The 24,271-nt window shown below is 64.3% G+C and carries 27 protein-coding genes; 20 read left to right on the top strand and 7 right to left on the bottom strand.

Annotation, left to right across the window (positions count from 1 at the left end):
- Nucleotides 1-6: 6 nt before the first annotated feature.
- From PLO63_16790 to PLO63_16780, 3 genes are all read right to left on the bottom strand, one after another.
- Nucleotides 7-339 (bottom strand): AzlD domain-containing protein, encoded by a 333-nt coding sequence (locus PLO63_16790; GenBank protein HOI75800.1) that lies wholly within the window; start codon nucleotides 337-339, stop codon nucleotides 7-9.
- Nucleotides 324-1,028: an AzlC family ABC transporter permease gene (locus tag PLO63_16785; protein ID HOI75799.1), complete on the bottom strand. Its 705-nt coding sequence runs from the start codon at nucleotides 1,026-1,028 to the stop codon at nucleotides 324-326. Before PLO63_16785 ends, PLO63_16790 begins: the two co-directional genes overlap by 16 nt.
- Nucleotides 1,029-1,253: 225 nt before the next feature.
- Entirely contained in the window at nucleotides 1,254-1,454 is a 201-nt protein-coding gene (locus PLO63_16780; protein HOI75798.1) for a cold-shock protein, read from the bottom strand.
- Nucleotides 1,455-1,868: 414 nt separating this feature from the next.
- On the opposite strand from PLO63_16780, the gene PLO63_16775 reads away from it, so the two are divergent.
- From PLO63_16775 to trpA, 19 genes are all read left to right on the top strand, one after another.
- Entirely contained in the window at nucleotides 1,869-2,660 is a 792-nt protein-coding gene (locus PLO63_16775) for a TPM domain-containing protein (GenBank protein HOI75797.1), read from the top strand.
- 48 nt (nucleotides 2,661-2,708) lie between these two features.
- Complete coding sequence (locus PLO63_16770; GenBank protein ID HOI75796.1) at nucleotides 2,709-3,035, top strand: SdpI family protein; 327 nt, start codon at nucleotides 2,709-2,711, stop codon at nucleotides 3,033-3,035.
- A gap of 44 nt (nucleotides 3,036-3,079) precedes the next feature.
- Nucleotides 3,080-4,762: an adenine deaminase gene (gene ade / locus PLO63_16765; GenBank protein HOI75795.1), complete on the top strand. Its 1,683-nt coding sequence runs from the start codon at nucleotides 3,080-3,082 to the stop codon at nucleotides 4,760-4,762.
- Between the two features lie 366 nt (nucleotides 4,763-5,128).
- Entirely contained in the window at nucleotides 5,129-6,163 is a 1,035-nt protein-coding gene (gene aroF / locus PLO63_16760; GenBank protein HOI75794.1) for a 3-deoxy-7-phosphoheptulonate synthase, read from the top strand.
- The gene (aroB, locus tag PLO63_16755; protein ID HOI75793.1) at nucleotides 6,160-7,254 is read left to right on the top strand and encodes a 3-dehydroquinate synthase; all 1,095 of its coding nucleotides are present in this window, start codon (nucleotides 6,160-6,162) and stop codon (nucleotides 7,252-7,254) included. Before aroF ends, aroB begins: the two co-directional genes overlap by 4 nt.
- On the top strand, nucleotides 7,251-8,348 hold the full coding sequence (pheA, locus tag PLO63_16750) for a prephenate dehydratase (protein HOI75792.1): 1,098 nt from the start codon (nucleotides 7,251-7,253) through the stop codon (nucleotides 8,346-8,348). The genes aroB and pheA overlap by 4 nt, the downstream gene beginning before the upstream one ends.
- The gene (locus PLO63_16745; protein ID HOI75791.1) at nucleotides 8,345-9,049 is read left to right on the top strand and encodes a type I 3-dehydroquinate dehydratase; all 705 of its coding nucleotides are present in this window, start codon (nucleotides 8,345-8,347) and stop codon (nucleotides 9,047-9,049) included. The genes pheA and PLO63_16745 overlap by 4 nt, the downstream gene beginning before the upstream one ends.
- Nucleotides 9,036-9,854 (top strand): shikimate dehydrogenase, encoded by an 819-nt coding sequence (gene aroE / locus PLO63_16740; GenBank protein ID HOI75790.1) that lies wholly within the window; start codon nucleotides 9,036-9,038, stop codon nucleotides 9,852-9,854. The genes PLO63_16745 and aroE overlap by 14 nt, the downstream gene beginning before the upstream one ends.
- Nucleotides 9,841-11,106: a 3-phosphoshikimate 1-carboxyvinyltransferase gene (gene aroA, locus PLO63_16735; GenBank protein ID HOI75789.1), complete on the top strand. Its 1,266-nt coding sequence runs from the start codon at nucleotides 9,841-9,843 to the stop codon at nucleotides 11,104-11,106. The genes aroE and aroA overlap by 14 nt, the downstream gene beginning before the upstream one ends.
- Nucleotides 11,103-11,654 (top strand): shikimate kinase, encoded by a 552-nt coding sequence (locus tag PLO63_16730; GenBank protein ID HOI75788.1) that lies wholly within the window; start codon nucleotides 11,103-11,105, stop codon nucleotides 11,652-11,654. The genes aroA and PLO63_16730 overlap by 4 nt, the downstream gene beginning before the upstream one ends.
- Nucleotides 11,655-11,664: 10 nt before the next feature.
- Nucleotides 11,665-12,720 (top strand): chorismate synthase, encoded by a 1,056-nt coding sequence (gene aroC / locus PLO63_16725; GenBank protein ID HOI75787.1) that lies wholly within the window; start codon nucleotides 11,665-11,667, stop codon nucleotides 12,718-12,720.
- The gene (locus tag PLO63_16720) at nucleotides 12,717-13,478 is read left to right on the top strand and encodes a prephenate dehydrogenase/arogenate dehydrogenase family protein (GenBank protein HOI75786.1); all 762 of its coding nucleotides are present in this window, start codon (nucleotides 12,717-12,719) and stop codon (nucleotides 13,476-13,478) included. Before aroC ends, PLO63_16720 begins: the two co-directional genes overlap by 4 nt.
- Before the next feature lie 600 nt (nucleotides 13,479-14,078).
- Complete coding sequence (gene trpE, locus PLO63_16715; GenBank protein ID HOI75785.1) at nucleotides 14,079-15,584, top strand: anthranilate synthase component I; 1,506 nt, start codon at nucleotides 14,079-14,081, stop codon at nucleotides 15,582-15,584.
- The gene (locus PLO63_16710) at nucleotides 15,581-16,171 is read left to right on the top strand and encodes an aminodeoxychorismate/anthranilate synthase component II (protein HOI75784.1); all 591 of its coding nucleotides are present in this window, start codon (nucleotides 15,581-15,583) and stop codon (nucleotides 16,169-16,171) included. The genes trpE and PLO63_16710 overlap by 4 nt, the downstream gene beginning before the upstream one ends.
- A complete protein-coding gene (gene trpD, locus PLO63_16705) occupies nucleotides 16,165-17,175 on the top strand; it encodes an anthranilate phosphoribosyltransferase (protein HOI75783.1) in 1,011 nt (336 codons plus the stop codon). The genes PLO63_16710 and trpD overlap by 7 nt, the downstream gene beginning before the upstream one ends.
- Nucleotides 17,176-17,183: 8 nt before the next feature.
- Nucleotides 17,184-17,957, top strand: a complete 774-nt coding sequence (trpC, locus tag PLO63_16700; protein HOI75782.1) for an indole-3-glycerol phosphate synthase TrpC — start codon at nucleotides 17,184-17,186, stop codon at nucleotides 17,955-17,957.
- On the top strand, nucleotides 17,954-18,670 hold the full coding sequence (locus PLO63_16695) for a phosphoribosylanthranilate isomerase (protein ID HOI75781.1): 717 nt from the start codon (nucleotides 17,954-17,956) through the stop codon (nucleotides 18,668-18,670). Before trpC ends, PLO63_16695 begins: the two co-directional genes overlap by 4 nt.
- Entirely contained in the window at nucleotides 18,667-19,881 is a 1,215-nt protein-coding gene (gene trpB, locus PLO63_16690; GenBank protein ID HOI75780.1) for a tryptophan synthase subunit beta, read from the top strand. Before PLO63_16695 ends, trpB begins: the two co-directional genes overlap by 4 nt.
- Nucleotides 19,868-20,704, top strand: coding sequence for a tryptophan synthase subunit alpha (trpA, locus tag PLO63_16685; protein ID HOI75779.1), 837 nt, complete (start codon nucleotides 19,868-19,870; stop codon nucleotides 20,702-20,704). Before trpB ends, trpA begins: the two co-directional genes overlap by 14 nt.
- A gap of 9 nt (nucleotides 20,705-20,713) precedes the next feature.
- Here the strand turns inward: trpA and PLO63_16680 are convergent, their stop codons facing one another.
- The 4 genes from PLO63_16680 to PLO63_16665 form a co-directional block, all read right to left on the bottom strand.
- Complete coding sequence (locus tag PLO63_16680; protein HOI75778.1) at nucleotides 20,714-20,920, bottom strand: hypothetical protein; 207 nt, start codon at nucleotides 20,918-20,920, stop codon at nucleotides 20,714-20,716.
- Nucleotides 20,921-21,021: 101 nt separating this feature from the next.
- The gene (locus PLO63_16675) at nucleotides 21,022-21,222 is read right to left on the bottom strand and encodes a cold-shock protein (GenBank protein ID HOI75777.1); all 201 of its coding nucleotides are present in this window, start codon (nucleotides 21,220-21,222) and stop codon (nucleotides 21,022-21,024) included.
- A 235-nt stretch (nucleotides 21,223-21,457) separates the two neighbouring features.
- Complete coding sequence (locus tag PLO63_16670) at nucleotides 21,458-22,084, bottom strand: fused MFS/spermidine synthase (GenBank protein ID HOI75776.1); 627 nt, start codon at nucleotides 22,082-22,084, stop codon at nucleotides 21,458-21,460.
- 46 nt (nucleotides 22,085-22,130) lie between these two features.
- A complete protein-coding gene (locus PLO63_16665; protein ID HOI75775.1) occupies nucleotides 22,131-23,027 on the bottom strand; it encodes a fused MFS/spermidine synthase in 897 nt (298 codons plus the stop codon).
- 294 nt (nucleotides 23,028-23,321) lie between these two features.
- Here PLO63_16665 and PLO63_16660 point away from each other — a divergent pair, with 294 nt between their 5' ends.
- Nucleotides 23,322-24,215 carry an MBL fold metallo-hydrolase gene (locus tag PLO63_16660; GenBank protein HOI75774.1) on the top strand — a complete coding sequence of 298 codons (894 nt, stop codon included), beginning with the start codon at nucleotides 23,322-23,324 and terminating at the stop codon, nucleotides 24,213-24,215.
- The last annotated feature ends 56 nt before the right edge of the window (nucleotides 24,216-24,271 follow it).

The following is a 24,271-nucleotide window of genomic DNA, read 5'->3' as shown; positions in this document are numbered from 1 at the left end:
ATCAGGTCAGGCCCCGATGAGAAGGCGGAGCCCCCACATGGCCGCCATTCCCGCCGCAATTGTTCCCCAGACGTTTTTCGTGCGCCAGGCCACCGCGACCGCCAAGGCCGGCCCGAGCAGCTTCGGATTCAGGGGAGACCAGTTGATCGAGCCGTTGTGGATCACGATCTCGGGCAGCGCGATGGCCGACAGGACGGCAACCGGCACGAAGGTCAGCATGTGCTGGAACCATTCCGGCATGTGCACGCGGCCGTGCACGGCGATGAAGGAAAGCCGCGTCAGGAACGTGACGATTCCGCAGGCGGCGATGGCCGCCCAGATGTTCAACGTGCCGTCCATCGTCTCTCCATCCATGCGAAAACAGCCATTCCCGCCGCAATACCCCCCAGCGAGGCGATGATGTAGGCCAGTTTGAACGGAAGCACGAAGGCGGCAACGCCACCGGCGGCGGCCACGAGGGCGGCTGTCGCGTGGGCCCGGTGCTTCACCATGGGAACCAGAATCGCGATGAATGTCAGTGGCAGGGCGAAATCAAGGGACCACTCCGGGGGCACCCGCGCGCCGATGAAGATTCCGACGGCGGTGCTGATCTGCCACGAGGCCCAGAGAGTGATGCCCGCGCCGAAGAGGAACCAGTGCCGGTTTGTTCCGTCCCCCGCTTTTTGGAAATGGGCGATACTGACCGCGTAGGCCTCGTCGGTCAGGAGATAGGAGAGGAGCACCTTCCAGGAAGGCGACAGGTGTTCAAGGTATGGAGCAACCGATGCGCTGTACAGCAGATGGCGCAGGTTCACGACGAAGACGGTCAGGATGAGGATCAGGGCGGGCGTGGAGGCGACGATCAACGGTGCCGCAATGAACTGAGCGGACCCCGCGAAGACCACCGACGACATGGCCTGGGCGATCGACGCGGGGACGCCCACCTGGACAGCGAGGGCGCCGTAGATCAAACCGAAGGGCACGACGCCGAGAAGAAGCGGCAACTGGGCGCGGACGCCGGACAGGAATTCAAGGCGTGAAGCGTTCATCGGAGGAAATCCGTGTGTCCGGGAGCATGGAAGAACATGGTTGCGCTGCCGTAGACCGTTCGAATCGCCCAGGATTATTGGAGATTTGTATCCAACTGACGATACGGGAATCGGTCCGGAGTGTCAATGGAAGATTGACCGCGGTGTGGGGCGAGCAGATGACCGGACAACAAAAAAGCCCCCCCGGAATGGGGGAGCTTTTGTATGCGAGGCAAACCTCAGTTCTTACAGCTTGCGGACATTTTCCGCTGCCGGACCCTTGGGGCCGGCAACAACATCAAAGCTTACCCGATCACCCTCGGCCAGGGACTTGAAGCCCTCTGCCTGGATGGCGGAATGATGCACAAAAACGTCTTTCCCCCCGTCTTGCTCGATGAAGCCAAAACCCTTCGAATCATTGAACCACTTCACTCTTCCTTCTGACATCTTTAACGCTCCTTTGTGTTTGGTTCCTCGATGGAACCATCTGATTTGTTGCCGGTCCGATCGGATGGTAGCCGTCTGTGCATATGAAAACCGCACATTCCATCTCGGTGGTCTGTGCGGTCGACTTTTCTGCAATTTGTGAGCTACAAACAGATACTGAACATCGACTGGGGGGCACCCTACCGGTTCGGTTGCAGGAATGCAAGCTTTATTATTGAATATTTTTTATGAATTTGGTTTTGGTGGCATCTTCGGTCGTGCTGCGCTATACAGCGTGCATTGCAATGACGGGAAGGGGATCCCCGTGGCGACGGAGTGTCACGAGCCGGAGATGGTCTAGATCGTTTAGGCCGATGTCACGGGTCCGGATACGGCGGCATCCGGGCCACACGGAAAGGCAGGAAAGGGGCGATCATGAAGAAGCGGCTTCTCCCTTTTGTGCTCGTCGTTTTGCTCCTCGGGATGTTTGTCTCTTCCGTTCCCGGGGCGGATGAATTCCCCGCCCACCGGGGACAGATCAACGACTTCGCCAACCTCATTCCCCCGGACGTGGTACAGAGGATGGAGGCGAAGGCGAGGCAGGTGCTGAATACGACGGGAACGTCCGTCGTGGTCGTCACGATGCCGACGATCGGTGAAAATTACCTGTCCGATTACGTCAACCGCCTCTACCGCGCCTGGGGCATCGGGAAGAAGGGGGAAAACAAGGGCGTCCTCATCTTCTTCGCCGTGAAGGAAAAGAAGATCCGCATCGAGACGGGCTACGGCGTGGAGGGGATCCTCCCGGACGGGAAGGTCGGCGAGATCCTCCGCCGCGATGTGGCCCCCCACCTGAAGAAGAAGGATTACGGGACCGGGTTGGAGAACGCCCTTCTTGCCGTCTCCCGGGTGATCGAGGAGGACGCGAAGGCGTCCGGAGGCGTGAAGCCGACTCCGAAGAAGGCTCCGGTCAGCCCGCACTCGGTCTTTGTCGTGGCCACGCTTGTTTTTTTCGGCGTCATCGGCCTGATCGTCCTGCTGATCGTCCTGATCAAAAAGGGAGGGCGGCGCATGGTCCGCTCGGACGACCGCTACGAGCCGATGAGCACGAGCAGCGGCTTCAGCTCCAGCGACACCGGTGGCAGCGATTCGGGGAGCAGCGACAGCGGCGGGTTTGACGGCGGCGACAGCGGTGGCGGTGGTGCGGAATGCAGCACCGACGACTGAGGCATCGCCAAGCCGCCCCGGTCGGCATGCGAAAGATGGAGACCCCTGATGACCATCCATGAAAAGGCCGCCATCACGCTGCTCGCGGTCGGCATCCTGCTGTTCCTGATCTCGATTCCCCTTTACCTCGGCAAGGTAAAGCGGAACTCGATCTACGGCTTTCGACTTGCCAAGGCCTTCGAGTCCGAGGAGAACTGGTACGCCATCAACCGGTACGGGGCGGGCGCCATGATGATCTGGTCGGTCGTCCTGGCCGTGATCGGCATGGCCTGCCTGTACGTTCGGCCCGAGAATGTCATGGCGGTCTCGAATGCCGGCTTTGTATCCGTCGTCATTCCGATCCTGCTGACCGTCCTGTATGCCCGAAAACGGTAGGGTGATTCTTTTCATGGACACCGGAGCCGGTTCACAGGATGACCATGCCCAATGATTCCACTGCCTCACCGGCGGCTGCACAGGAAGACCTCATTCTTTCCGGCAACATCGTCGATGTTGTCCGCTCCGAGATCTATCCCGGCACGGTCGTCATCCGGGGCGGCCGGATCGCCGGGATCGTCCGGGAGGGCGGGGCCTGCGACCGCTATCTTGTCCCGGGGTTCGTGGACGCCCACGTCCACATCGAGAGTTCCATGCTGGTTCCCTCGGAGTTCGCCCGCCTGGCAGTCGTTCACGGGACCACCGCCACCGTCTCGGATCCCCATGAAATCGCAAACGTCCTGGGTGTGGCCGGCGTCCGGTTCATGATCGACAGCGGCCGCCGGGTCCCCTTCAAGTTTCACTTCGGGGCCTCCCCCTGTGTGCCCGCCACGGGATTCGAGACCGCCGGGGCCCGCCTCGATCTTGAGGAGGTAGAGACGCTCCTGGACATGCCCGAGGTCCTGTACCTGAGCGAGGCCATGAACTATCCCGGGGTCATCGCCCGGGATCCGGAGGTCATGGCCAAGCTTCAGGCGGCCAGGCGGCGGGGAAAGCCCATCGACGGACACGCGCCGGGACTGATGGGGGCGGACCTGGAAAGATATGCATCCGCCGGCATCACGACGGATCATGAAACGTACATGCTGGAGGAGGGGCGGCAGAAGGTCCGGCTGGGGATGAAGGTGCAGATTCGCTGGGGATCCGCGGCGAACAACTTCGACACCCTCCATCCGCTCCTGGCGGAAAGTCCGTCCTCCTGCATGTTCTGCAGTGACGACCGGCACCCCGACGACCTGGCGGAGGGGCACATGGACGCCATGGTGCGGAAGGCCTTCCGCCTGGGCTATGACCGGATGACGGTCCTGAAGTGCGCCACCCTCCACCCGGTCCGCCATTATGGGCTCAAGGCGGGACTCCTCCAGCCCGGCGATCCCGCCGACCTGGTCGTCCTGGACAGCCTGGGCGATGATTTCCGGGTGCTCGAGACCTATGTGGACGGGCGCCTGGTGGCGTCCAGAGGGAAGAGTCTCCTCGAATCCCTGCCGGTCGAGGCGATGAACGATTTCCGGGCCGGGGAGAAAAAGCCGGGCGATTTCGCCGTCCCGGTCCGGGGCCCCTTCGTCAACGTCATCGACGCCCTGGACGGCCAGGTGATCACCGGCCGTAGCCGGGAGCGGGTTCGTGTCGCCGGCGGGCATGCCGTCGCGGATCCTGAAAAGGACGTCCTGAAGGTTGCCGTCGTCAACCGCTACCAGGACACGCCGCCGGCCGTGGGATTCGTGAGGAATTTCGGGCTGAAGCGGGGCGCCATCGCCTCCTCGGTGGCCCATGATTCCCACAACGTCGTCGTGGTGGGGGTGACCGACGAGGCCATGGCCCGGGCGGCCAACCTGGTGATCCGGAGCCGGGGCGGGCTCTCCCTGGCCGACGGAGAAGGCGGGGATGTCCTTCCCCTCCCCGTGGCAGGGCTCATGACGACGGAGGACGGATACGGCGTGGCCCGCAAGTATGAAGCCCTGACGCGCCGCGCGAAAGAGATGGGCTCACGGCTCCGGGCACCCTTCATGACCCAGTCCTTCCTGGCGCTCCTGGTGATTCCGGACTTGAAGCTCAGCGACCGGGGGCTCTTCGACGGCCGGGCCTTCCGGTTCCTGGACCTCTTCACGGGGGAAGCGTCCGATTGACCGGGGCGTCCATGGCCGATTCCACGAAATCCTTTGCGGGTAAGGCCCGGGACAGGCTCCTGACCGATGCCCCGAAAATATTTTCTTGACAAGAAGATTGGCCGTGTGTTTTTCTCGCACCCTCTTGAGCGAAGAAGGAAAGGAAAAGGCAGAACCGACATGGCGCCGAAACTGAATCTGACTTACTGGTTTGGTTTTTATTATTTCGGCCCACAGGTCTGCCTGGCGCTTGGGAGGAGGTAAGGAAAACCGAATCAAGCCAAAACAAGCCATGGGCAGTCCGAAAGGCGCCGCCCATGGCTTTTTTGTTTGGGCCGTGGCGGTGTTGACGCTCCACGGCCTTTTTTATTACGGAGGCAGCGAACCATGATCATCCTGATGAAAAAAAATGCGACGGAAGGACAGATCGATCACGTCACGGCCTGGGTCGAATCGGTCGGTTATCACACGCACCTGTCCCGGGGCGTGGAGAGAACGATCATCGGCGCCATCGGGGACGACCGGGGCAAGGCCCAATTGAAGTCGGCGGAATACCTGCCCGGCGTCGAGAAGATCGTGCCGATCCTGAAACCCTACAAGCTGGCCAGCCGGGAGTTCCGGGACGAAAACACCCGGATCCGCATCGGCGAGGCCGTCGTGGGCGGTCCGAAATTCGTGGTCATGGCCGGTCCCTGCACCGTCGAGAGCGAGGAGCAGCTCCTGGAGTCGGCATACATCGCCCAAAAAGGCGGGGCGGACATCCTCCGGGGCGGGGCCTACAAGCCGCGGACGTCGCCCTACAGCTTCCAGGGCTTGGAAAAGGAGGGGCTGAAGCTCCTGAAGAAGGTCCGGGAGCGGACGGGCCTTCCCGTCGTGACGGAGGTCATGAGCCCCGCCGACGTGGACCTGGTGGAAGAGTACACCGACATCCTGCAGGTCGGGGCCCGGAACGTCCAGAACTTCGCGCTCCTGAAAAAGGTGGGCAAGGCTCGCAAGCCCGTTCTCCTGAAGCGGGGAATGATGACCACCATCGAGGAGCTGCTCATGTCGGCGGAGTACATCCTCGCGGAGGGGAACGAGGAGGTGATCCTCTGCGAGCGGGGGATCCGGACCTTCGAGACGGCCACGCGGAACACCCTCGACATCAGCGCCGTCCCCGTGCTCAAGGAGCTGACCCACCTGCCGGTGATCGTCGATCCGAGCCATGCCTCCGGCCACGCCAAATACGTGATCCCCCTCTGCCGGGCCGCTGTCGCCGTCGGGGCCGACGGGGTGATCGTAGAGATGCACCCGGAGCCCGAGAAGGCCGTCTGCGACGGGCCCCAGTCGCTCCGGCCGGAGTCGTTCTATGAGCTGATGGAGGAGATTCGGCGGCTCTCCTCCTTCATGAGCAACGGGAACGGGTCGGGGGTGCGGCAATGAACCGGATCCGCGTTCATCTCGAACACAAGACGTCGCATTCCTACGACGTACACATCGGACGGGACATCCTCGACCGGATGGGACTGATCCTGGCCAAAAACGCCGGCATCAGCCGGTATGTCATCGTCACCGACGAAACCGTGAACACCCTGCACGGCGAGCGGGTGGCGGCGGTTCTGAAAGGACTGGGGCTGAAGGTGGACCGGCTTCCGATCCCGCCGGGAGAGGCCTCGAAGGACATCCGGACGGTCCTGGAGACGGCGGAGCGGCTGACCGCCCTGGGCGCCGACCGCTCCTCCGCCCTGATCGCCCTGGGGGGCGGGGTCGTGGGGGATCTGGCGGGATTCCTGGCCTCCATCTACATGCGCGGGATTCCCTGCGTCCAGGTCCCGACGACGCTGATGGCCCAGGTGGACAGCAGCATCGGCGGGAAGACCGGCGTCGATACCGCGGCGGGGAAGAACCTCCTGGGGACGTTCTACCAGCCCCTGGGCGTGTTCATCGACACAGCCTTTCTGGACACGCTGCCCGAGCGGGGATACCGGGACGGGATGGCGGAAATCGTCAAGTACGGCGCCATCGAGCAGCCGGAGCTTCTGGACCGGGTGGCGGAAGGACTGGGAAACGCGGAAAACAGGGACTCCTCCCTGCTGGAAGAGGTCATCGCCGCCTCCTGCCGGATCAAGAAGGGCATCGTGGAGATCGACGAGAAGGAAAAGGGGCTCCGCCGCATCCTGAATTTCGGCCACACCGTCGGCCACGCCGTGGAGGCTGCGTCGGAATTTGCCCTGTCTCACGGCGAGTCCGTGTCCATCGGCATGGTCGCGGGAGCCGCCCTGTCGGAGAGGCTGGGATACCTGCCGGCAGAGGATCGGCAGCGGCTCGTGGCGGTGCTGGAAGGCGCCGGACTGCCCACGGCGATTCCCGGCGGGATTCCCCGGGAGCGGATCCTTCGCCACCTGAAAGCGGACAAGAAGAAGACGGGGACGGTGATCCATTTCGTCCTCCTGAAGAAACTCGGGATTCCCTTCCTGAACGGGGGCGTTCCGGAAAACATCGTGGCGGAGACCGTGGAGGCGCTGAGAGCATGAGTAAGAGCAGCCTGCAGGCCCTGCGCGCCCTGGTGAAGGAGAAGGACGCCGCCATGGTCCGCCTCCTGAACGAGCGGGCGTCCCTGGCCGTGGAGATCGGCCGTCTCAAGCGCCTCGAAGGATGGGAGATCTACGACCCGGCTCGGGAAAGCCAGGTCTGCCGCTGTGTCGAGGAGATGAACGAGGGCCCTCTGCCGGACGAGGCCCTCCGGGCGATCTACCGGGAGATCCTTTCTGCCTCCCGGGCCCTGCAGGCTCCCGTCACGGCGGCCTTCCTCGGGCCGGAGACCTCCTTCAGCCACCAGGCGGCCCTCGGCCATTTCGGGCAGGGTGCCCTTCTCCGACCCCAGGCGACGATTGCCGCCGTCTTCGACGCGGTGGAGCGGGGAACGACGGACTGGGGCATCGTCCCGGTCGAGAATTCCGCCGAGGGATCCGTCAAATCGACCCTGGACGGCCTGCTTAACACGCCGCTGACGATCCGGGCGGAGGTCTACGGCCGAATCCGCCACTGCCTCGTCTCCGGGGGAGAGGAGACGGACCGGATCGAGCGGGTCTACTCCCATCCCCAGGCCCTGGCCCAGTGCCGGGGCTGGCTCCGGAGGAACCTGCCCCGGGCGGTGCTCGTGGAGACGGAGAGCACGGCCACGGCCGCGCGAAAGGTCCTGGAAGACCCGGCGGGCGCCGCCGTGGCGAGCCGCCTCGCCGCCGACACAGGAGATTTCCGCCTGCTGGCCGAGGGGATCGAGGACAGCCCGCTGAACACGACGCGCTTCCTGGTCCTGGGAACGAAGGGGAAGGCGGAAAAGGCCGCCGCACCGACGGGCCACGACAAGACCTCCATCCTCTTCGGGACGGCCCACCAGCCCGGGGCGCTCCACAAGACCCTGGCACCCTTTGCGTCGGAGGGGGTGAACCTGACCCGGATCGAGTCCTACCCGGTACGCGACCGGATGTGGGAATACCTCTTCTTCGCTGATTTCGCCGGGCACCGGGAGGAGGCCAAGCCGAAGCGGTGCCTGGAAGAGCTGGCGAAGCAGACCGCTTTTTTGAAGATTCTCGGGTCCTATCCCCGGGGGGACGAACAGCCGTGATCTGCATTCCCGTGAACGCCGCCTCGACGGAGGCGGCCCTGAAAAAGATGGAGCGGGCCTATGCCATGGCCGGAATTGTGGAGCTCCGGCTTGACGGCATGGCCGATCCGGACCTGCCGAGGCTCCTGGCCGCGAAGGCGGGAAAGATTGTCGTCACGAACCGGCATCGGGAGGAAGGAGGACGCTTCGAGGGGCCGGAAGACCAACGGATCGCATTTCTCATGGAGGCCGCCGCCCTGGGGGCGGACTATGTGGACGTGGAAGCGAGGACCGAGCCGTCTCTGCGGAGGGCTCTCCTCGATTCCATCGCCGGGAACGGCGGCCACGCCACAGAGGCGATCCTGTCCTGTCACCTGCCGGTGGGAACCCCCGGAGAGGAAGCGCTGGCGGACCTTCTGAAGAGCCTGATACGCGAGGGTGTGCCGGTGATCAAACTGGTTCCCTTCGCGAAGCGTCCGGAAGACAACCTCCGGGTTCTCAGCCTTTTGCCTCGGGCACGGGAATGCGGGCAGCGGATGATCGCCTTCTGCATGGGCGAGGCGGGACGGATCAGCAGGGTCATGGCGCCGCTCCTGGGTTCCTTTCTGACGTATGCCTCCCTGGAGGAAGGCGAAGAGACCGCGCCGGGACAGTTGGCCGTCGGGGAGATGCGGCGGATGCTGAGGCTGCTGGGAGGAGGATGGGCGGATGAGGAACGGTAAGCGCTTCGTCCTGATCGGGAACCCCGTCCGCCAGAGCCTGTCCCCGCAGATGCACAATGGGGCATACCGGGAACTCGGGATCGACGCCAGCTTCGAGGCCCTCTGCGTGACGGACCTGGAAGCGGCCCTCCGGGATCTCCGGGAATCGGACGTGAAGGGGATCGCCGTGACCATTCCCTTCAAAAAAGCCATCATCCCTTACCTCGACGAGGTGGCCGGCGACGCCCTGGCGGTGGGAGCAGTCAACACGGTCTGTTGCGAGGACGGCCGCTGGGTAGGTCACAACACCGACGGGCGCGGCCTGGCCAGGGACCTTCACGACTGGACGGACCTGCGGGGAATAACCGTCGCGGTCCTGGGGACCGGCGGGGCGGCCCGCGCCGCCGTCTATGCGGCCATCCTGGAAGGCGGAAGGCCCGTCGTGGCGGGGAGGTCGGAAAGCGGCCGCGAGACACTGGCCGCGGCGTTCGGCTGCACGTCCTGCTCGCCGGGGGAACTGGGAAGGATCGATGCGGGGTGCCTGATCAACGCCACCCCGGTCGGGATGGTGCCGGATGTGAAGAATACGCCGGTGGACGCGGCCCTGCTCGCGCGGATTCCCCGCGTGGTGGACCTTGTCTACCGGCCCCTCCGGACCCGGCTGCTCCGGGAGGCGGAGGCCGCGGGATGCTCCGTCCGGTCGGGGGTCGGCATGTTCGTAAACCAGGGGGCGGAGCAGATCCGCCTCTGGACGGGCCTGGAGCCGCCCCGGGAGACCATGCGGCGGATCGTGGAAAAGGAGCTTGAAAACGATGAAACGCATTGAACCCGCCGGTCCTCTCCGGGCCGTCGTCGCGGCTCCGGGATCGAAGAGCTACACCCAGCGGGCCCTGATCATGGCCGCCCTGGCGGGGGGGCGGTCCGTTCTCCGGAACGCCCTGGACGCGGAGGACTCCGTGCGCCTCGTGCAGGCCCTTCGCTCCCTCGGAGCCGGGATCCGATGGGAAGGGGAGGACCTGGTTGTCACAGGCACGGGAGGGACGCTTACCCCCCCCGGGAGTGCGCTTTTCCTGGGAAACAACGGAACGGCCATGCGGCTCCTGACCTCCGTGGTCGCCCTTGGGAACGGGACCTTCACGCTGACAGGGGACCGCCGCCTTTGCGAGCGCCCTGTTGGCCCCCTCCAGGAGGCTCTGGTCGCGCTGGGCGTCGACATCGCAACGGAAGGGGACCGGGGGTGCCCTCCCGTCACGGTCCGGGGCCGCGGCCTTCCGGGCGGACGGGTTGTGCTCAGGGATCTGGACAGCAGCCAGTACGTCTCGTCCCTCCTCATCAGCGCCCCCTACGCTTCCGGGGACGTGACCGTGGTCCTGGAAGGGCATGTCCCATCGCTCCCGTATGTGGACGTCACCGTGGAGACCATGCGGCAGTTCGGCGTCGAGGTCCATCGCGAACATGCTCGCGCGTTCGTCGTTCCCCATGGACAGCGCTATGCCGGGGGAACCTATTTTGTAGAGGGGGACGTCTCCAGTGCGTCCTATTTCTTCCTGGCCGCCGCAGTCACGGGGGGAACCGTCCGGGTGGAACGCATCAACCCCCGTACCCGGCAGGGAGACATTGGAATCCTGGGCATCCTGGAGGAGTTCGGCTGCACGGTCCGGCGCGGAGAAGGCGAGGTGGAGGTCGCAGGCGGGGCTCTTGCGAACGGGGATCGTGTCTTCGATCTCGGGAACATGCCCGACATGGTTCCGACCCTGGCCGTGCTTGCGGCCCTGCGGCCCGGACGAACGGTGATTACCGGGGTCGCGCACCTGCGGGTGAAGGAAAGCGACCGCCTGGCCGCCCTGGCGGCGGAGTTGAGGAAGACGGGCATCTCCGCCGAGGAGAGGCCCGACGGCCTGGTCATCGAGGGGGGGCGGCCCCGGGGCGCCGAGATCGAGACCTACAACGACCACCGCATCGCCATGAGCTTTGCCGTCCTGGGGCTGGCCGTGCCGGGAATGGCGATCCGGGACGAGCGGTGTGTGGCCAAATCGTTTCCCCGTTTCTGGGAGATGCTGGAGGGCCTGAACGCATGAGAATCGTCCTCGTGGGATACCGGGGCTGTGGCAAGAGCACTGTCGGCCGGCTGCTGGCGGAGCAGCTGGGACTGCCTTTTTTCGATACCGATGCGCGGATCGAGGAACTAGCAGGGCGGACCGTCCGGCGGATCGTGGACGACGGGGGCTGGGGGGAGTTTCGGGCCCTCGAGCGCCGGGTCATCGCGGAACTGCCGGATGAGCGATGCGTCGTCGCGCTGGGGGGCGGGGCCGTTCTGGACCGGGCGAACGTGGAAGCCCTGGAAACGGACGGTTTTTTCGTCTGGCTCACCGCCGGAACGAATGTCATCCTGGAGCGGCTGGACGCCGACGGAAAGACGGCGGAACAGCGGCCTCCGCTGACGGAGGGCGGCGTCCGGGAGGAAGTGGAGCGGCTGCTCCGGGAGCGTCTTCCCGTCTATCGCCTTGTGGCGGACCTGGCCATCGACACATCCCACCGCTCCACCATCGAAGTAACAGAAATGATCGCAGAATACGTCGTGCGGCGGCTTTCCGTTCCGGCGGCCTGTCCGCAATCGGGCGTTTAAGGGGGGGATCATGGCCGGCAGTACCATCGGAGTCTTATTCCGCGTTACGACCTGGGGGGAATCCCACGGTCCCGCCCTCGGGGCCGTCGTGGACGGGTGCCCGCCGGGCCTTGCCCTCGACGAGCAGGACGTCCAGGAGTGGCTGGACCGGCGCAGGCCGGGCCGTGTTCGATCGTCATCGCCCCGCCGGGAAGACGACCGCGTGGAGATCCTCTCCGGCGTGTTCGAGGGAAAGACCACGGGCACCCCGATCGCGCTTCTGATCCGAAACCGGGACGCCGCGTCGCATGACTACGAACATCTTCGGGACGTCTTCCGGCCCGGGCACGGCGACTATGCGTACCTGCAGAAGTACGGCATCCGGGACTACCGGGGGGGCGGGCGCGCCTCCGGGCGGGAAACCGCCGCCCGGGTCGCCGCCGGGGCCGTGGCCGCGAAGGTCCTGGCGGGATCGGGAATCCGAGTGTTTGCCTTCACGAGGGAGCTTGGGGGGATCACCGCCGCGGACACCCGGCCCGGGGAGATGGACCGGAATGACCTCCGGTGTCCCGATCCGGAGGCGGCCGCCCGGATGGCAGACCTCTTGGAGGAGGCGAGAAAAGAAGGGGATTCGCTGGGAGGTGTCGTGGAGGTGGTCGTCCAGGGGTGTCCTCCCGGTCTCGGCGAACCCGTCTTCGACAAGCTCGACGCCGACCTGGCCGGAGCCCTCATGAGCATCGGGACCGTCAAGGGCGTGGAGATCGGCGCCGGGTTCGAGGCGGCCCGGATGAAGGGCTCTGAGAGCAACGATGCCCTGGGACCGGACGGGTTCCAGTCGAACCGGGCCGGAGGGATCCTCGCGGGCATCTCGACGGGCCAGGATATCGTGATCCGGGTGGCCTGCAAACCGATCCCCTCCATCGGCAGGGAGCAGCAGACCGTGGATGTCTCGGGGAAACCGGTCGTACTGGCCGTCCGGGGAAGGCACGACGGGTGCGTTATCCCGAGGATCCTGCCGGTCTGCGAGGCCATGGTCTCCATCGTCCTGGCGGACCACCTCCTGAGGCAGAGGGCGGTCGGGCGATGAGGAAGCGTGCGGTGGGCATCGTCGGAGGCGGAGGCGGGATGGGCCGCTGGTTCGCCCGCTTTTTTGCCGGCCGCGGATATGACGTCCACATCTCCGAGCGGGATTCGGGAATGCCCCTTCCGGAGCTGGTGGCCGCCTGCAGGGTTGTCGTCGTGGCGGTGCCCATGGCGGTGACGACGGAGGTGATCCGCCGGGTCGGTCCGCACCTGAAGCCGGGTGCTCTCCTGATGGACCTGACCTCCCTCAAGGAGGAGCCTGTCCGGGAAATGCTGGCGGCCACGGCGGCGGAAGTCGTCGGTTGCCATCCCCTCTTCGGACCCGATGCGGTCGATCTTGAGGGACAGAACGTCGTTCTCTGTCCCGGCCGCGGCAAATCCGGGAAGGCGTGGCTCCGGGAGATCCTGGAGCGCAGCGGGGCGAGGGTCGTCGAGACCACGCCGGAGAGGCACGACCGGGTCATGGCCGTTGTCCAGGGGCTCACCCATCTGAACACGATGGCCATGGGACTGGCCATGGAGACCCTGGGGGAAGACCCGGAGATGCTGGAGCGGATGTCGACCCCGGCCTTCCGGACAAAGCAGGACTTGCTGGAGAAGGTCTTTGGTCCCTCCCCGCGGCTTTTTGCCGAGTTGGTGACGAAGAATCCCTCCGCCCGGGAGGTGATCGCGGCGTACGAGAAGGCGGTGGCGCAGTTGAAGCGGTTTGTCGAGGAGGAGGACGCGGAGGGGCTCGAAGAACGGCTCCGCCGCGGAGTGTAGAAAGGCGGATTTCAAATCCGCTCCCCTTCCTTTTTCTTTTCTTTCCTGACAGGCCGGCCCCCTTTCCTTTGCATTCAACGCATCGGCGCGGGGGCTGCCACGGGGGCTTCCGCCGTCGCGGACGTTTTTTCCCGCGTTCCCTCTTCGACGATCTGTCAGGTTGGAGGGATGGGAAAAAAGTCCTAATCGCTCCTCTGGAAACCCCCGGTCGCGCCCCCGTGCCGATACGCTCCTTAAAACAGGAAAGGTGATCCAGCTTGGTATGAAAGGAATACAAGAGAAGGGGTGCAGATTTGAAATCCGTTTCTGTTTCTGGACAGGGAAGAGGGCAAAAAAAGGTTGACGACGCCGGGGGCGTCCTGTTAGGGAGACCGAAAAAGAGGAAAAGAGCATGAACCGTTCGCGTAGCATGACAACTTTGAATCGCTGGTGGTGGTGGACCACAGGAGAGGGGTCCGTCCGCCGCTGATGTACTGACATAGTATGCACGAGCCGCGGGGTCCCCTCGGGATCCCGCGGCTTTTTTGTTTCGCACACCGGATTACGAAAAGGCCGCCCGCAAAGCGGCCTTTTTTATTTCGACAGAGAGGATATGAAGACATGATTTTCCCCGATTTCGACACGTTCCGGGCTCTGGCCCGGGAAGGCAACCTGATTCCCGTGTACCGCGAGCTCCTGGCGGACACGGAGACGCCCGTCACGGCCCTGCTCAAGCTGCGGGAGGAGCGGAACGTGTTTCTCCTGGAGAGTGTCGAGGGGTCGGAGAAGTGGGGACGGTACACCTTCCTGGGCCTGTCGCCGCGCCTCGTCTTCCGGGTCCGGGGGCGAGAAGTGCACGTAGAGGAGAACGGGGCGAGCCGGGTCCTGGAGCATGACGGGGATCCACTGCGCGTCCTGAAGGAGATCCTGGGGCGGTACCGGCCGGTCAGTCTCCCGGAGCTTCCCCGCTTCTTCGGTGGGGCCGTCGGGTTCCTGGGCTATGGCATGATCCGCTTCTTCGAGAAGAAACTGGACCGCCGTCCCCGGCGAGAAAGCGGAACCGACGAGGCAGCCTTCCTGCTTACGGACACCCTGCTCGTTTTCGACAACGTGCGCCATACCCTCAAGGTCGTCTCCTGCGCCCGGACGGACGGAGCCGCCGGTCTCCGGCAGGCCTACGACGAGGCGGCCGGGAAGATCGAAGAGCTGATTGCACGCCTCAAGGCCGCTCCGGCCCCCATCATTCCGCCGCAGGAACGGGCGGGCGAAGGCGGCTCGTTTGAAGGGACCGTCACGGAGGAGGAATTCCGCGACATGGTCGTCCGGGCGAAGGAATACATCATCGCCGGCGACATCATCCAGGTCGTCCTCTCCCAGCGCTTCGAACGGCCCTGTTCCGTCGATCCCGTCAACCTCTACCGGGCCCTGCGGTACGTCAACCCGTCTCCATACCTTTTTTTCCTGAAGATCGACGGCTTCCACCTGATCGGCTCCTCCCCGGAGGTCATGGTTCGCCTGGAGGAGGGCATCGCCGAGTTGAAGCCCATCGCCGGTACGCGGAGAAGGGGCGCCACGGAGCAGGAGGACCGGCGCCTGGCGGACGAACTGCTCCAGGACCCGAAGGAGAAGGCGGAGCACGTGATGCTCGTCGACCTGGGACGGAACGACCTGGGGCGGATCGCCCGGACGGGGAGCGTCCAGGTGAGCCAGCTGATGGCCGTGGAGCGCTATTCCCACGTCATGCATCTGGTCTCCGACATCCAGGCCCAACTGGACGACGGGCGGGACGCCTTCGACGTCCTCAGGGCGGCCTTTCCGGCGGGAACGCTGACGGGGGCGCCGAAGGTCCGGGCCATGGAGATCATCGACGAGCTGGAGAAATACCCGCGGGGGCCTTACGGCGGCGCCGTCGGCTACATCAGCTACACGGGCAACATGGACCTGGGCATCACCATCCGGACAATGATGCTGGAAAACGGGATGCTGTCGGTCCAGGCGGGCGCGGGCATCGTCGCCGATTCCGACCCCCGGAGTGAATACGAGGAAACGCTGCACAAGGCGGGGGGGATGTTTCGGGCCGTCGCCCTGGCGGAAAACGGCTTTTTGCTGAACGGAGGTGCAAAATGATCCTGATGATCGATAACTACGACTCGTTTACCTACAACCTGGTCCAGTACCTGGGCCAGCTGGGAGAAGACGTGGTCGTCCGGCGGAACGACGAGACCACCCTGGAGGAGATCGAGGCCATGGCGCCGGAGGCCATCGTCCTGTCCCCCGGCCCCTGCTCCCCGGATGAGGCGGGCATCACCCTCGACGTCGTCCGGCGCTTCCACGAAGAGATCCCCATCCTGGGCATCTGCCTCGGCCACCAGGCCATCGGGCAGGCCTTCGGCGGCCGGGTGGTCCGGGCGGAGCGGGTGATGCACGGCAAGACGTCCCCCGTCGTGAACGACGGCAGGACGACCTTCCGGGGGATGCCCAATCCCGTGACGGCGGGGCGGTACCACTCGCTCGTCGTCGAGCGGGGAAGCCTCCCGGACTGCCTGGCCGTCAGCGCCGAGACGGAGGAAGGTGAAATCATGGGAATCCGGCACCAGACGCATCCCGTCGAGGGGCTCCAGTTTCACCCCGAGTCGATCCTGACGCCGAACGGGAAGCGGATGCTCCGGAATTTCCTCGAAACTTACGTGCGGAAGGAGGATCGGTCATGCTGAAGCAGGTGCTGAACAAGGTCGTCCGGCGGGAGGACCTGCGGGAAGGGGAGATGATGTCCGCGATGGATGCCATCATGGAGGGCAAGGCGACGCCCGCCCAGATCGGCGCCTTCATCACGGCCCTTCGCATGAAGGGAGAGACGGTCGAGGAGGTGACCGGGGCGGCGCGGGTGATGCGGCAGAAGGCGACGCGCATCGACGCCCGGTCCGGCGTCATCGTCGATACCTGCGGCACCGGCGGCGACGGGAGCAACACCTTCAACATCTCCACGACGGCCGCGTTTGTCGCGGCCGCGGCGGGCCTGACGGTGGCCAAGCACGGCAACCGGGCCGTATCCAGCGGCTGTGGGAGCGCCGATGTCCTGGAGGCCCTGGGCGTCAACATCGAGGCGGAGCCGGACATCGTCGAGGAATGCATCCAGGAGATCGGCATCGGGTTTCTTTTCGCTCCCCGCCTGCACGGGGCCATGAAGTACGCCGCCGGTCCCCGCCGGGAGACGGGAATCCGGACCATCTTCAACATGCTGGGCCCCCTGACGAACCCGGCAGGCGCGACGGCCCAGCTCATCGGCGTCTACGATCCCCACCTCACGGAGACCTTCGCGGGGGTGCTGAAAAACCTGGGGACGAAGCGGGCCTTCGTCGTCCACGGCCTGGACGGTCTCGACGAAGTTACGGTGACGGGAGAGACGAGGGTCTCGGAATTGAAGGACGGCCTCGTCCGGACCTACAACTTCAATCCGCTGGATGTCATCGGGGAGGTTTATCCCGCCGAATCCCTCGTGGGCGGAGACGCCGAGGCCAATGCCCGCATCGTCCGGGCCGTCCTGACGGGGGAAGCCGGTCCCTGCCGCGACGTGGTGGTGCTGAACGCCGCCTTCGCCATCGTCGCCGGCGGGAAGGCCGGGACGGTTACGGAGGGAGCCGCCGTCGCCCGGGAATGCATCGACGGCGGCGCGGCCGTGAAGAAGCTCCAGGCCCTGATCGAGATGAGCCACGCCTGAGGTGTCCCGTGATACTCGACCGTATCGTGGAGGTGAAAAAGCGGGAAGTGGCCCTCGCGAAGGCGCGGACGCCCCTTGAGGTCCTGGAGCGCTCCCTTCCCGGGGCTCCGCCCGTTCGCGATTTCCGGGAGGCGCTGCGCAGGTATCCCTGCGCGATCATCGGCGAGATCAAGCAGGCATCCCCGTCCAAAGGCCGCCTCTGCGAGGATTTCCGGCCCCGGGAGATCGCCGCCGCCTATGAGAGAGGCGGGGCGGCCGCCATCTCGGTCCTGACGGACGAAACCTTTTTCGAGGGCGCCGGCGCCCATCTTTCGGAGGTGCGGCGAGAGGCGACCCTTCCCGTCCTGCGCAAGGACTTCGTCATCGACGAATACCAGATCGTCGAGGCGCGGCTCCTGGGGGCCGACGCGGTGCTCCTGATTGCCCGCATCCTGGAGGAAGGCCGGCTCCGGGAGTACGCCGCCCTGGCTGCCTCGCTGGGCATGAGCGCCCTCGTGGAGGTCCACGGCGGCGAGGAGCTGGACCTGGCCCTCCGCGCCGGGGCCGTTCTCGTGGGGATCAACAACCGCGACCTCGACACCTTCCGGACGGACCTGGCTACGACGCTGGAGCTGGCGCCCCGGGTGCCGGCGGGCGTGACGGTCGTCGGGGAGAGCGGCATCCACACCCGGGGAGACGTGGAGCTTCTTCTCGCTGCGGGTGTGCACGCCTTTCTGATCGGCGAGGCCCTGATGAAGGCCCCTGATCAGGCGGCGAAACTGAAGGAGCTGACAGGACGATGACGGAGATCAAGATCTGCGGGATCACGCGCCTGGAAGACGCCCTGTGCGCCGCCCGTTCGGGCGCCGACGCCCTGGGATTCATCTTCTATCCGCCGAGCAGCCGCTGCGTTTCCCCGGAGCAGGCCCGGCGGATCCGGGCCGGTCTGCCCGGGGGGATCGTTACGGTTGGCGTTTTCGTGAATCAGGACGCGGCGTTCGTGGAGGATGTCGCCGGGACCTGCGGCCTGGACATGATCCAGCTCCACGGTGACGAACCGCCGGAATACTGTCGCCGGTTTTCCCGGGAGCGGCTGATCAAGGCCGTGTGGCCCGGGGAATCCATGGACATCAGTGTGCTGGGTGCCTATCCGGTGTATGCTTTTCTGGCCGACGGCGGGGATGCCAACCGCCGCGGCGGGACAGGCCGCACCGCCGACTGGAACCGTTCGGCGGCGCTGGGGCGGACCTTTCCCCTCGTCCTCGCCGGAGGGCTCCGGGAAGACAACATCCGGGAGGCCCTGGCCGCCGTCCGGCCCAGGGCGGTGGACATCAACAGCGGCATCGAGACCGCCCCGGGAATCAAGGACCATGAACGGATGCGGCGGATCATCGCTAGTGTCCGGGAGGCCGGGGAGCCGGGGGAGGAAGGTGGACGGGCGATCTTCCGTCGTTTGCTTCCCGGGACGGACAGCGGGAGCGTCGATGTTCCCGAAATGAGAAAGGACAAGCCATGAAGACGAACAGGCAGCCGGACCGGCGCGGCCATTTCGGCCCCTTCGGGGGGCGCTATGCCGCGGAGACCCTCATGCCGGCCCTTTACGAGCTGGAAGCGGCCTATCGGGAGGCCCGGCGTGACGCGCAGTTCCGGAGGGAATTCAGGATCCTGCAGAGGGACTACGCGGGCCGGGAGACGCCCCTCTATTTCGCTTCCCGCCTGACGGAATCCCTCGGCGGTGCGCGGATCTACCTGAAACGGGAAGACCTGAACCACACGGGCTCGCACAAGATCAACAACACCCTGGGGCAGGCCCTCCTGGCCCGGCGCATGGGCAAGCGGAAGGTCATCGCCGAGACCGGGGCGGGCCAGCACGGCGTGGCCACGGCCACCGTGGCGGCCCTCTTCGGCATGGAATGCCGCGTCTTCATGGGCGAGGAGGACATCCGCCGCCAGGCGCCCAACGTCTACCGCATGAAGATCCTCGGGGCCGAGGTGGTTCCTGTCTCCTCCGGGACGGCGACGCTGAAGGACGCCATGAACGAGGCCATGCGATACTGGACCGCCTCCGTCCGGGACACCTTCTACGTCATCGGCACGACGGCGGGTCCCCACCCCTACCCGATGATGGTCCGCGACTTCCAGAGCGCCATCGGACGGGAGACGAGACGGCAGATCCTGGAGAAGGAGGGGCGGCTGCCGGACCTGCTGGTGGCCTGTGTCGGTGGAGGGAGCAACGCCATGGGGCTGTTTTATCCGTTCCGGAACGACCCATCCGTTGAGATGGTCGGCGTCGAGGCGGCGGGGCTGGGCCTGGCGACGGGGATGCATGCCGCCAGCATCACCGCCGGCCGGATCGGCGTCCTCCACGGAAACAAGACCTTCCTGCTGCAGGACGATTACGGCCAGGTGCGGGACGCCCATTCCATTGCCGCGGGGCTCGATTATCCCGGCGTGGGACCCGAGCATAGCGCGTTTCATGCCGGCGGCCGCGCCCGTTACGTCGCCGTCCCTGACCGGGAAGCCATGGCGGCCTTCTCCTTGCTGTCCCGGATCGAGGGCATCATCCCCGCCATGGAAAGCGCCCATGCCGTCGCTTATGCCATGACGCTGGCGCCGACGCTGGGGAAGGACCGAATCATGATCGTAAACCTCTCCGGCCGAGGAGACAAGGATGCTGAGGTCATGGCGAAGAAGCAGGGAAAGGAGGACGACCATGGTACGCATTGAAAGGGCGTTTGCCCAAAGAAAAGCGGAGGGACGGAAGGTTTTCGTGGCCTACCTGACGGCGGGAGATCCGGACCTGGAGACGACGGAAAAACTGGCCCTGGCCCTGGAGGCCGCTGGAGTCGATATCCTCGAGATCGGGGTTCCCTTTTCCGATCCCACAGCCGATGGCCCCGTCATCCAGGCGGCGTCCCAGCGGGCGCTGATGCGGGGGACCACCCTGGCGGGCATTCTCGAACGAATCGCCTCCCTGCGCCGGCGGTCCGACATTCCCGTGGTGCTGTTCGGATACTTCAATCCCATTTTGAGCTACGGCGTCGAGCGGTTTGCCCGGGATGCCGCTGCCGCTGGTGTAGACGGGCTTCTCGTCGTTGATCTTCCCTTCGAGGAGTCCGGAGAGTTGAGGAGGTACAGTGATCCGGCGAGCCTGGCATTCATATCGCTCGTTGCGCCCACGACCGACGCGGCGCGGGCAAGAAATATTCTCCGCCGGGCGTCGGGGTTCGTCTATGCCATCTCCGTGACAGGGGTGACGGGAACAAGCACGCCGATACAGGCTGACATCCGTCGCGATCTGCAGAGGTTCCGGGCGGAGACGGACCTGCCGATCGTTGCCGGGTTTGGCATTGCCACGGCCGGGCAGGCCGCCGGAATCGCGCCCTTGGCCGACGGTATCGTCGTCGGCAGTGCGCTGGTCCGGCTGATCGCAGAGAAGGCGGGCCGAAACGATCTTGTCGAAACAGCGGCATCCTATGCCCGGGAGATCCGGATGGCCATCGATGGAAAGCGGCGGAAGGAACCGGCTGGTGTTGGGGAGGGAAAGTAAACCGTCGGCCTACTGATCAGTGTCGTTCCACTGCTCGGGCAGCGGCTGTGGCCCGGGAACGATCCCTGCGATGTCGGGATCTTCCGATGGGTTTTCTTCGCGAGCCAAAGCTTTGGACTCCTTCGCTTCGATCCGGCGGGCAACCTTTTCCTGCTGTTTCTTCTGACGTGCCCTTTCCTTTTCCCGCTTCTGGAATGTGTACTTGGATCGGACCATGAATACCCCCTGGCTGTCGCTCCGCACGGGAACGATAAAAATGAAGAAGCACTCTCACACCGCATCCGGCACGGGAGTGCTTCTTTGTTTACGGGAAATTCCTACAGGGGCTTTACGTTTTCCGCTGCGGGGCCTTTCTTGCCCTGCGTGACATCGAAACTCACGCGCTGACCCTCGACCAGTGTCTTGAAGCCGGCACCCTGAATCGCGCTGAAATGGACAAACACATCGCCGCCTTCATCCTTCTCGATGAACCCAAAGCCCTTCTGCTCGTTGAACCACTTCACCTTGCCTTCTGCCATCGTTTGCACCCTCCTTTCTCAAATTTTCCCAAAGTCGGATGGAACGAGGGCAGAATAAAAAGCCACCTGGACTCTCAAGAAGAGCACGGTGGCCAACCTCTGCACTTCAATTGTTTCGATCCAACTTTTTCCGTGTCGGCAGAACAACCGTACCTGACGAACACGTTCTATGAATTGTCAGACCCCGTAATATGATCCTCCGAGGATGTCAAGACATAATTTATAAAAATTGCGTTTACAGACGAATCCGGGAGGCACGGCCGAGTTTCCTGTCCAGGCGGAACGACAAAACCAGCAGGGAAGCGGCAAGGCAGATCCAGCCCAGCCCGGCGACGATCCTCGACACGGGGAACCAGTCGATCAGGAAAAAGGCCGTCAGATTCGTCCCCACGAAGGAGCCGAGGGTTGACAGGAAGAGGACCAATCCTGCCGTCCAGCTCGAATCACGGTGATAGTGCGTCAGGATCCCGATGATGTAAGGGGATACCATGGCCATGATCGTGATGGGAAAGAAGAAGAGGATATTCATGGCTGCGAGGGAACCCGCGCGGACATCGACGATCCGGTCGGCGATGAAGTTGCATGCGGGGGCGTGCATCTGTGGGATGAAAAGCACCCAGACCGCACTGACGGCAAGGAGAAATGTGAAAAGGGATACCTTGAAGGCCCGTTTTGCCAGGTATCCACCGAGGACATATCCGATCGAGAAGTGGACCATGAAGGAACTGATGATGCTCCCCCAGATGTAGACGGAGCCCCCGAAATACGGGGACATCAGGTTCGAAGAGAGGATTTCGAGGCTCATGATGACCGCTCCGAACATGAACAGCAGCAATGCAAACGCCAAGTAGACAAGTACCATGGTGAATCCTTCCTGCAAGAAGCTTCCGGCCGTCCCGGATCGCTGATTATTTCCTATTCAGAAGCAGATTGGCCGGATTGAAATCGTCCGTCAGGATCCTTTCCTTCCGGATCGCGGGAGTGGGGTTGAATTTCCGGGATTCCCGGACCAGGTCGATCGGTCCGATCCGGCCTCTGCACTGTTCTCCGCAGAACCTGGGCGGCGCATAAAGGGGTTCCCGGGCGGCGACGATGATGGAGTTGCTGCTGTTCGCTCCCTCGAAAACATAGACGTAGCGGAAGACGCTCCGGAAGGTCGTTACCTGGGCGTCGAAAAGCTGGTTCGAATTATGGACGTTCTGGACGACGATCCCGTTCTGCGACAGCCTTGAGCGGCAGAGTTCGAGGAACTCACGGGTCGTCATGTGTGCCGGGATGTAATCGGAATTGAAGGCGTCGATCCAGATCTGATCGAATTTCTCGGGCGTTCTGCGAAGATATTGCCGGCCGTCGGTAACGGACAGGGCATGGCCGGCCGCGAGCTGAAACGAAAAGTGTTCCTTTGCCAGCCGGACCACCAGCGGATCCACCTCCACGGACTGGAGCCGCACCTGGGGCAGGTGCATGCGGAAGACGGTCGGTATATAGCCTCCTCCCAGACCGATCAGGCAGACGTTCCGTGTGTCCGGCAGGAACCGGAACCCGACGAACATCATGGCCGTGTATTCGAAGACGGATTCGTCGGGTCGCGGGATGCTCATGCAGGTCTGACGCTGGTCCCGATGCCGTCCGAAGATCATACAGCGGTTCGTGCCGGCCTGACGGATGGTAATGTGGTTGTAGATCGAATCCCCTTCATAGAGGGTTTTCTCGCTTTCCGCGATGGCCGCCTGCGGTGTCCCGATGAGAATGAAGAGGAGGATGGCGATGCGGGACAGGAAAGGCCTGTGGAAAGATTTGTTCATGGCAGGGTCGGCAGGGCCTGGTCTCCTTTTTTTTGAGAATCCTGTATTGCCCATCCGGTTGCCCGGGTCAAGCGGCATTGTCGGTTCCCATGGAAAAACTCACGCCCCGATGGGATCCTCCGCCATCGGCGGGACTGCCTGGAAAAGGAGGTCGCCCGGCTGCGGGCCGGTGGCAAACCATGTTTGATCATGTTATGCAAAGCATCGTTTTCCGGCGTTTGATTCTGTATGCCGTTCTTCGGCCGGATTCAGGGACTGCCGGCGCCGCAAGTAGCCTTTGACGAGGGGGGAATCATGATCATCGAGAGCAGGGGATTGCTGGCCGACGGACTGTATGCCATCGGGGGGCCGCACCTGCCGGCCTATCTGGTGACCGGGGTGGCGCCCGTTCTGTTTGACGCAGGCATGACTTTCATGGGGCCGGCCTACCGGAACGCCCTTCAGGAGCGCCTGGGAGACGCCGGGAGGCTTCGCTCCGTTTACCTGACCCATGCCCATTTCGATCATTGCGGTGCATGTCCTTACCTGAAGCGACACATCCCGGGCCTGAAGATAGGGGCGCACCGCCTCGCGGCGGAGACCCTGAGGAAGGCGAGCGCCATCGATCTGATCCGGAGCCTGAGCCGGGACTGCGAGGAACTGTATCGCGACCGGGTCGGCGGGGAGGACATCTCCTTTGATTCCTTGGACGTGAACATCCCGCTGGAAGACGGGGCCGAAGTGGATCCCGGCGGCGGCATGGCCTTCCGGGTGATCGCAACCCCCGGTCACACCCGGGATTCCGTCTGCTACTACATTCCCCGGCTGAAGGCCCTCATCACCGGCGAGGCCGTCGGCGTCTTCGATCAGAACTTCACAATTCAACCGGAGTTCCTGGCGAGCTACCGGGATTACACCGCCTCCCTCGAAAAGCTCCTTGTCCTGAATCTGGACCTCATCATGATGAGCCACTACTACACGCTCACCGGCGAGGACGCCCGGGGGTACGTGGCCCGTTCGCTGGAAAGGACAAAAGCCTTCCGGGAACGCATCGTACGTTACCTGAACGATGCCGGCGGGGATCGGGAGGCGGTCGTCCAGCGGATCCACCGGGAGGATTACCTGGAGACGGGAGCGAACCTCCAGGAAGAGAGGCCCTATCTCATCAACCTCCAGGCAAAAGTTCGGGTTGTGGCGGAGGGGAAATAGTCCGGAGACTCGAAAGCCCCGAGGGCTGGGACCCATCGGGGCTTTTTTCGAGGAAC

Source organism: Syntrophales bacterium (genome assembly GCA_035363115.1).
In the GTDB taxonomy this organism is placed as follows: Bacteria; Desulfobacterota; Syntrophia; order Syntrophales; family PHBD01; genus PHBD01.
This window is presented reverse-complemented; position numbering and strand designations above follow the sequence as displayed.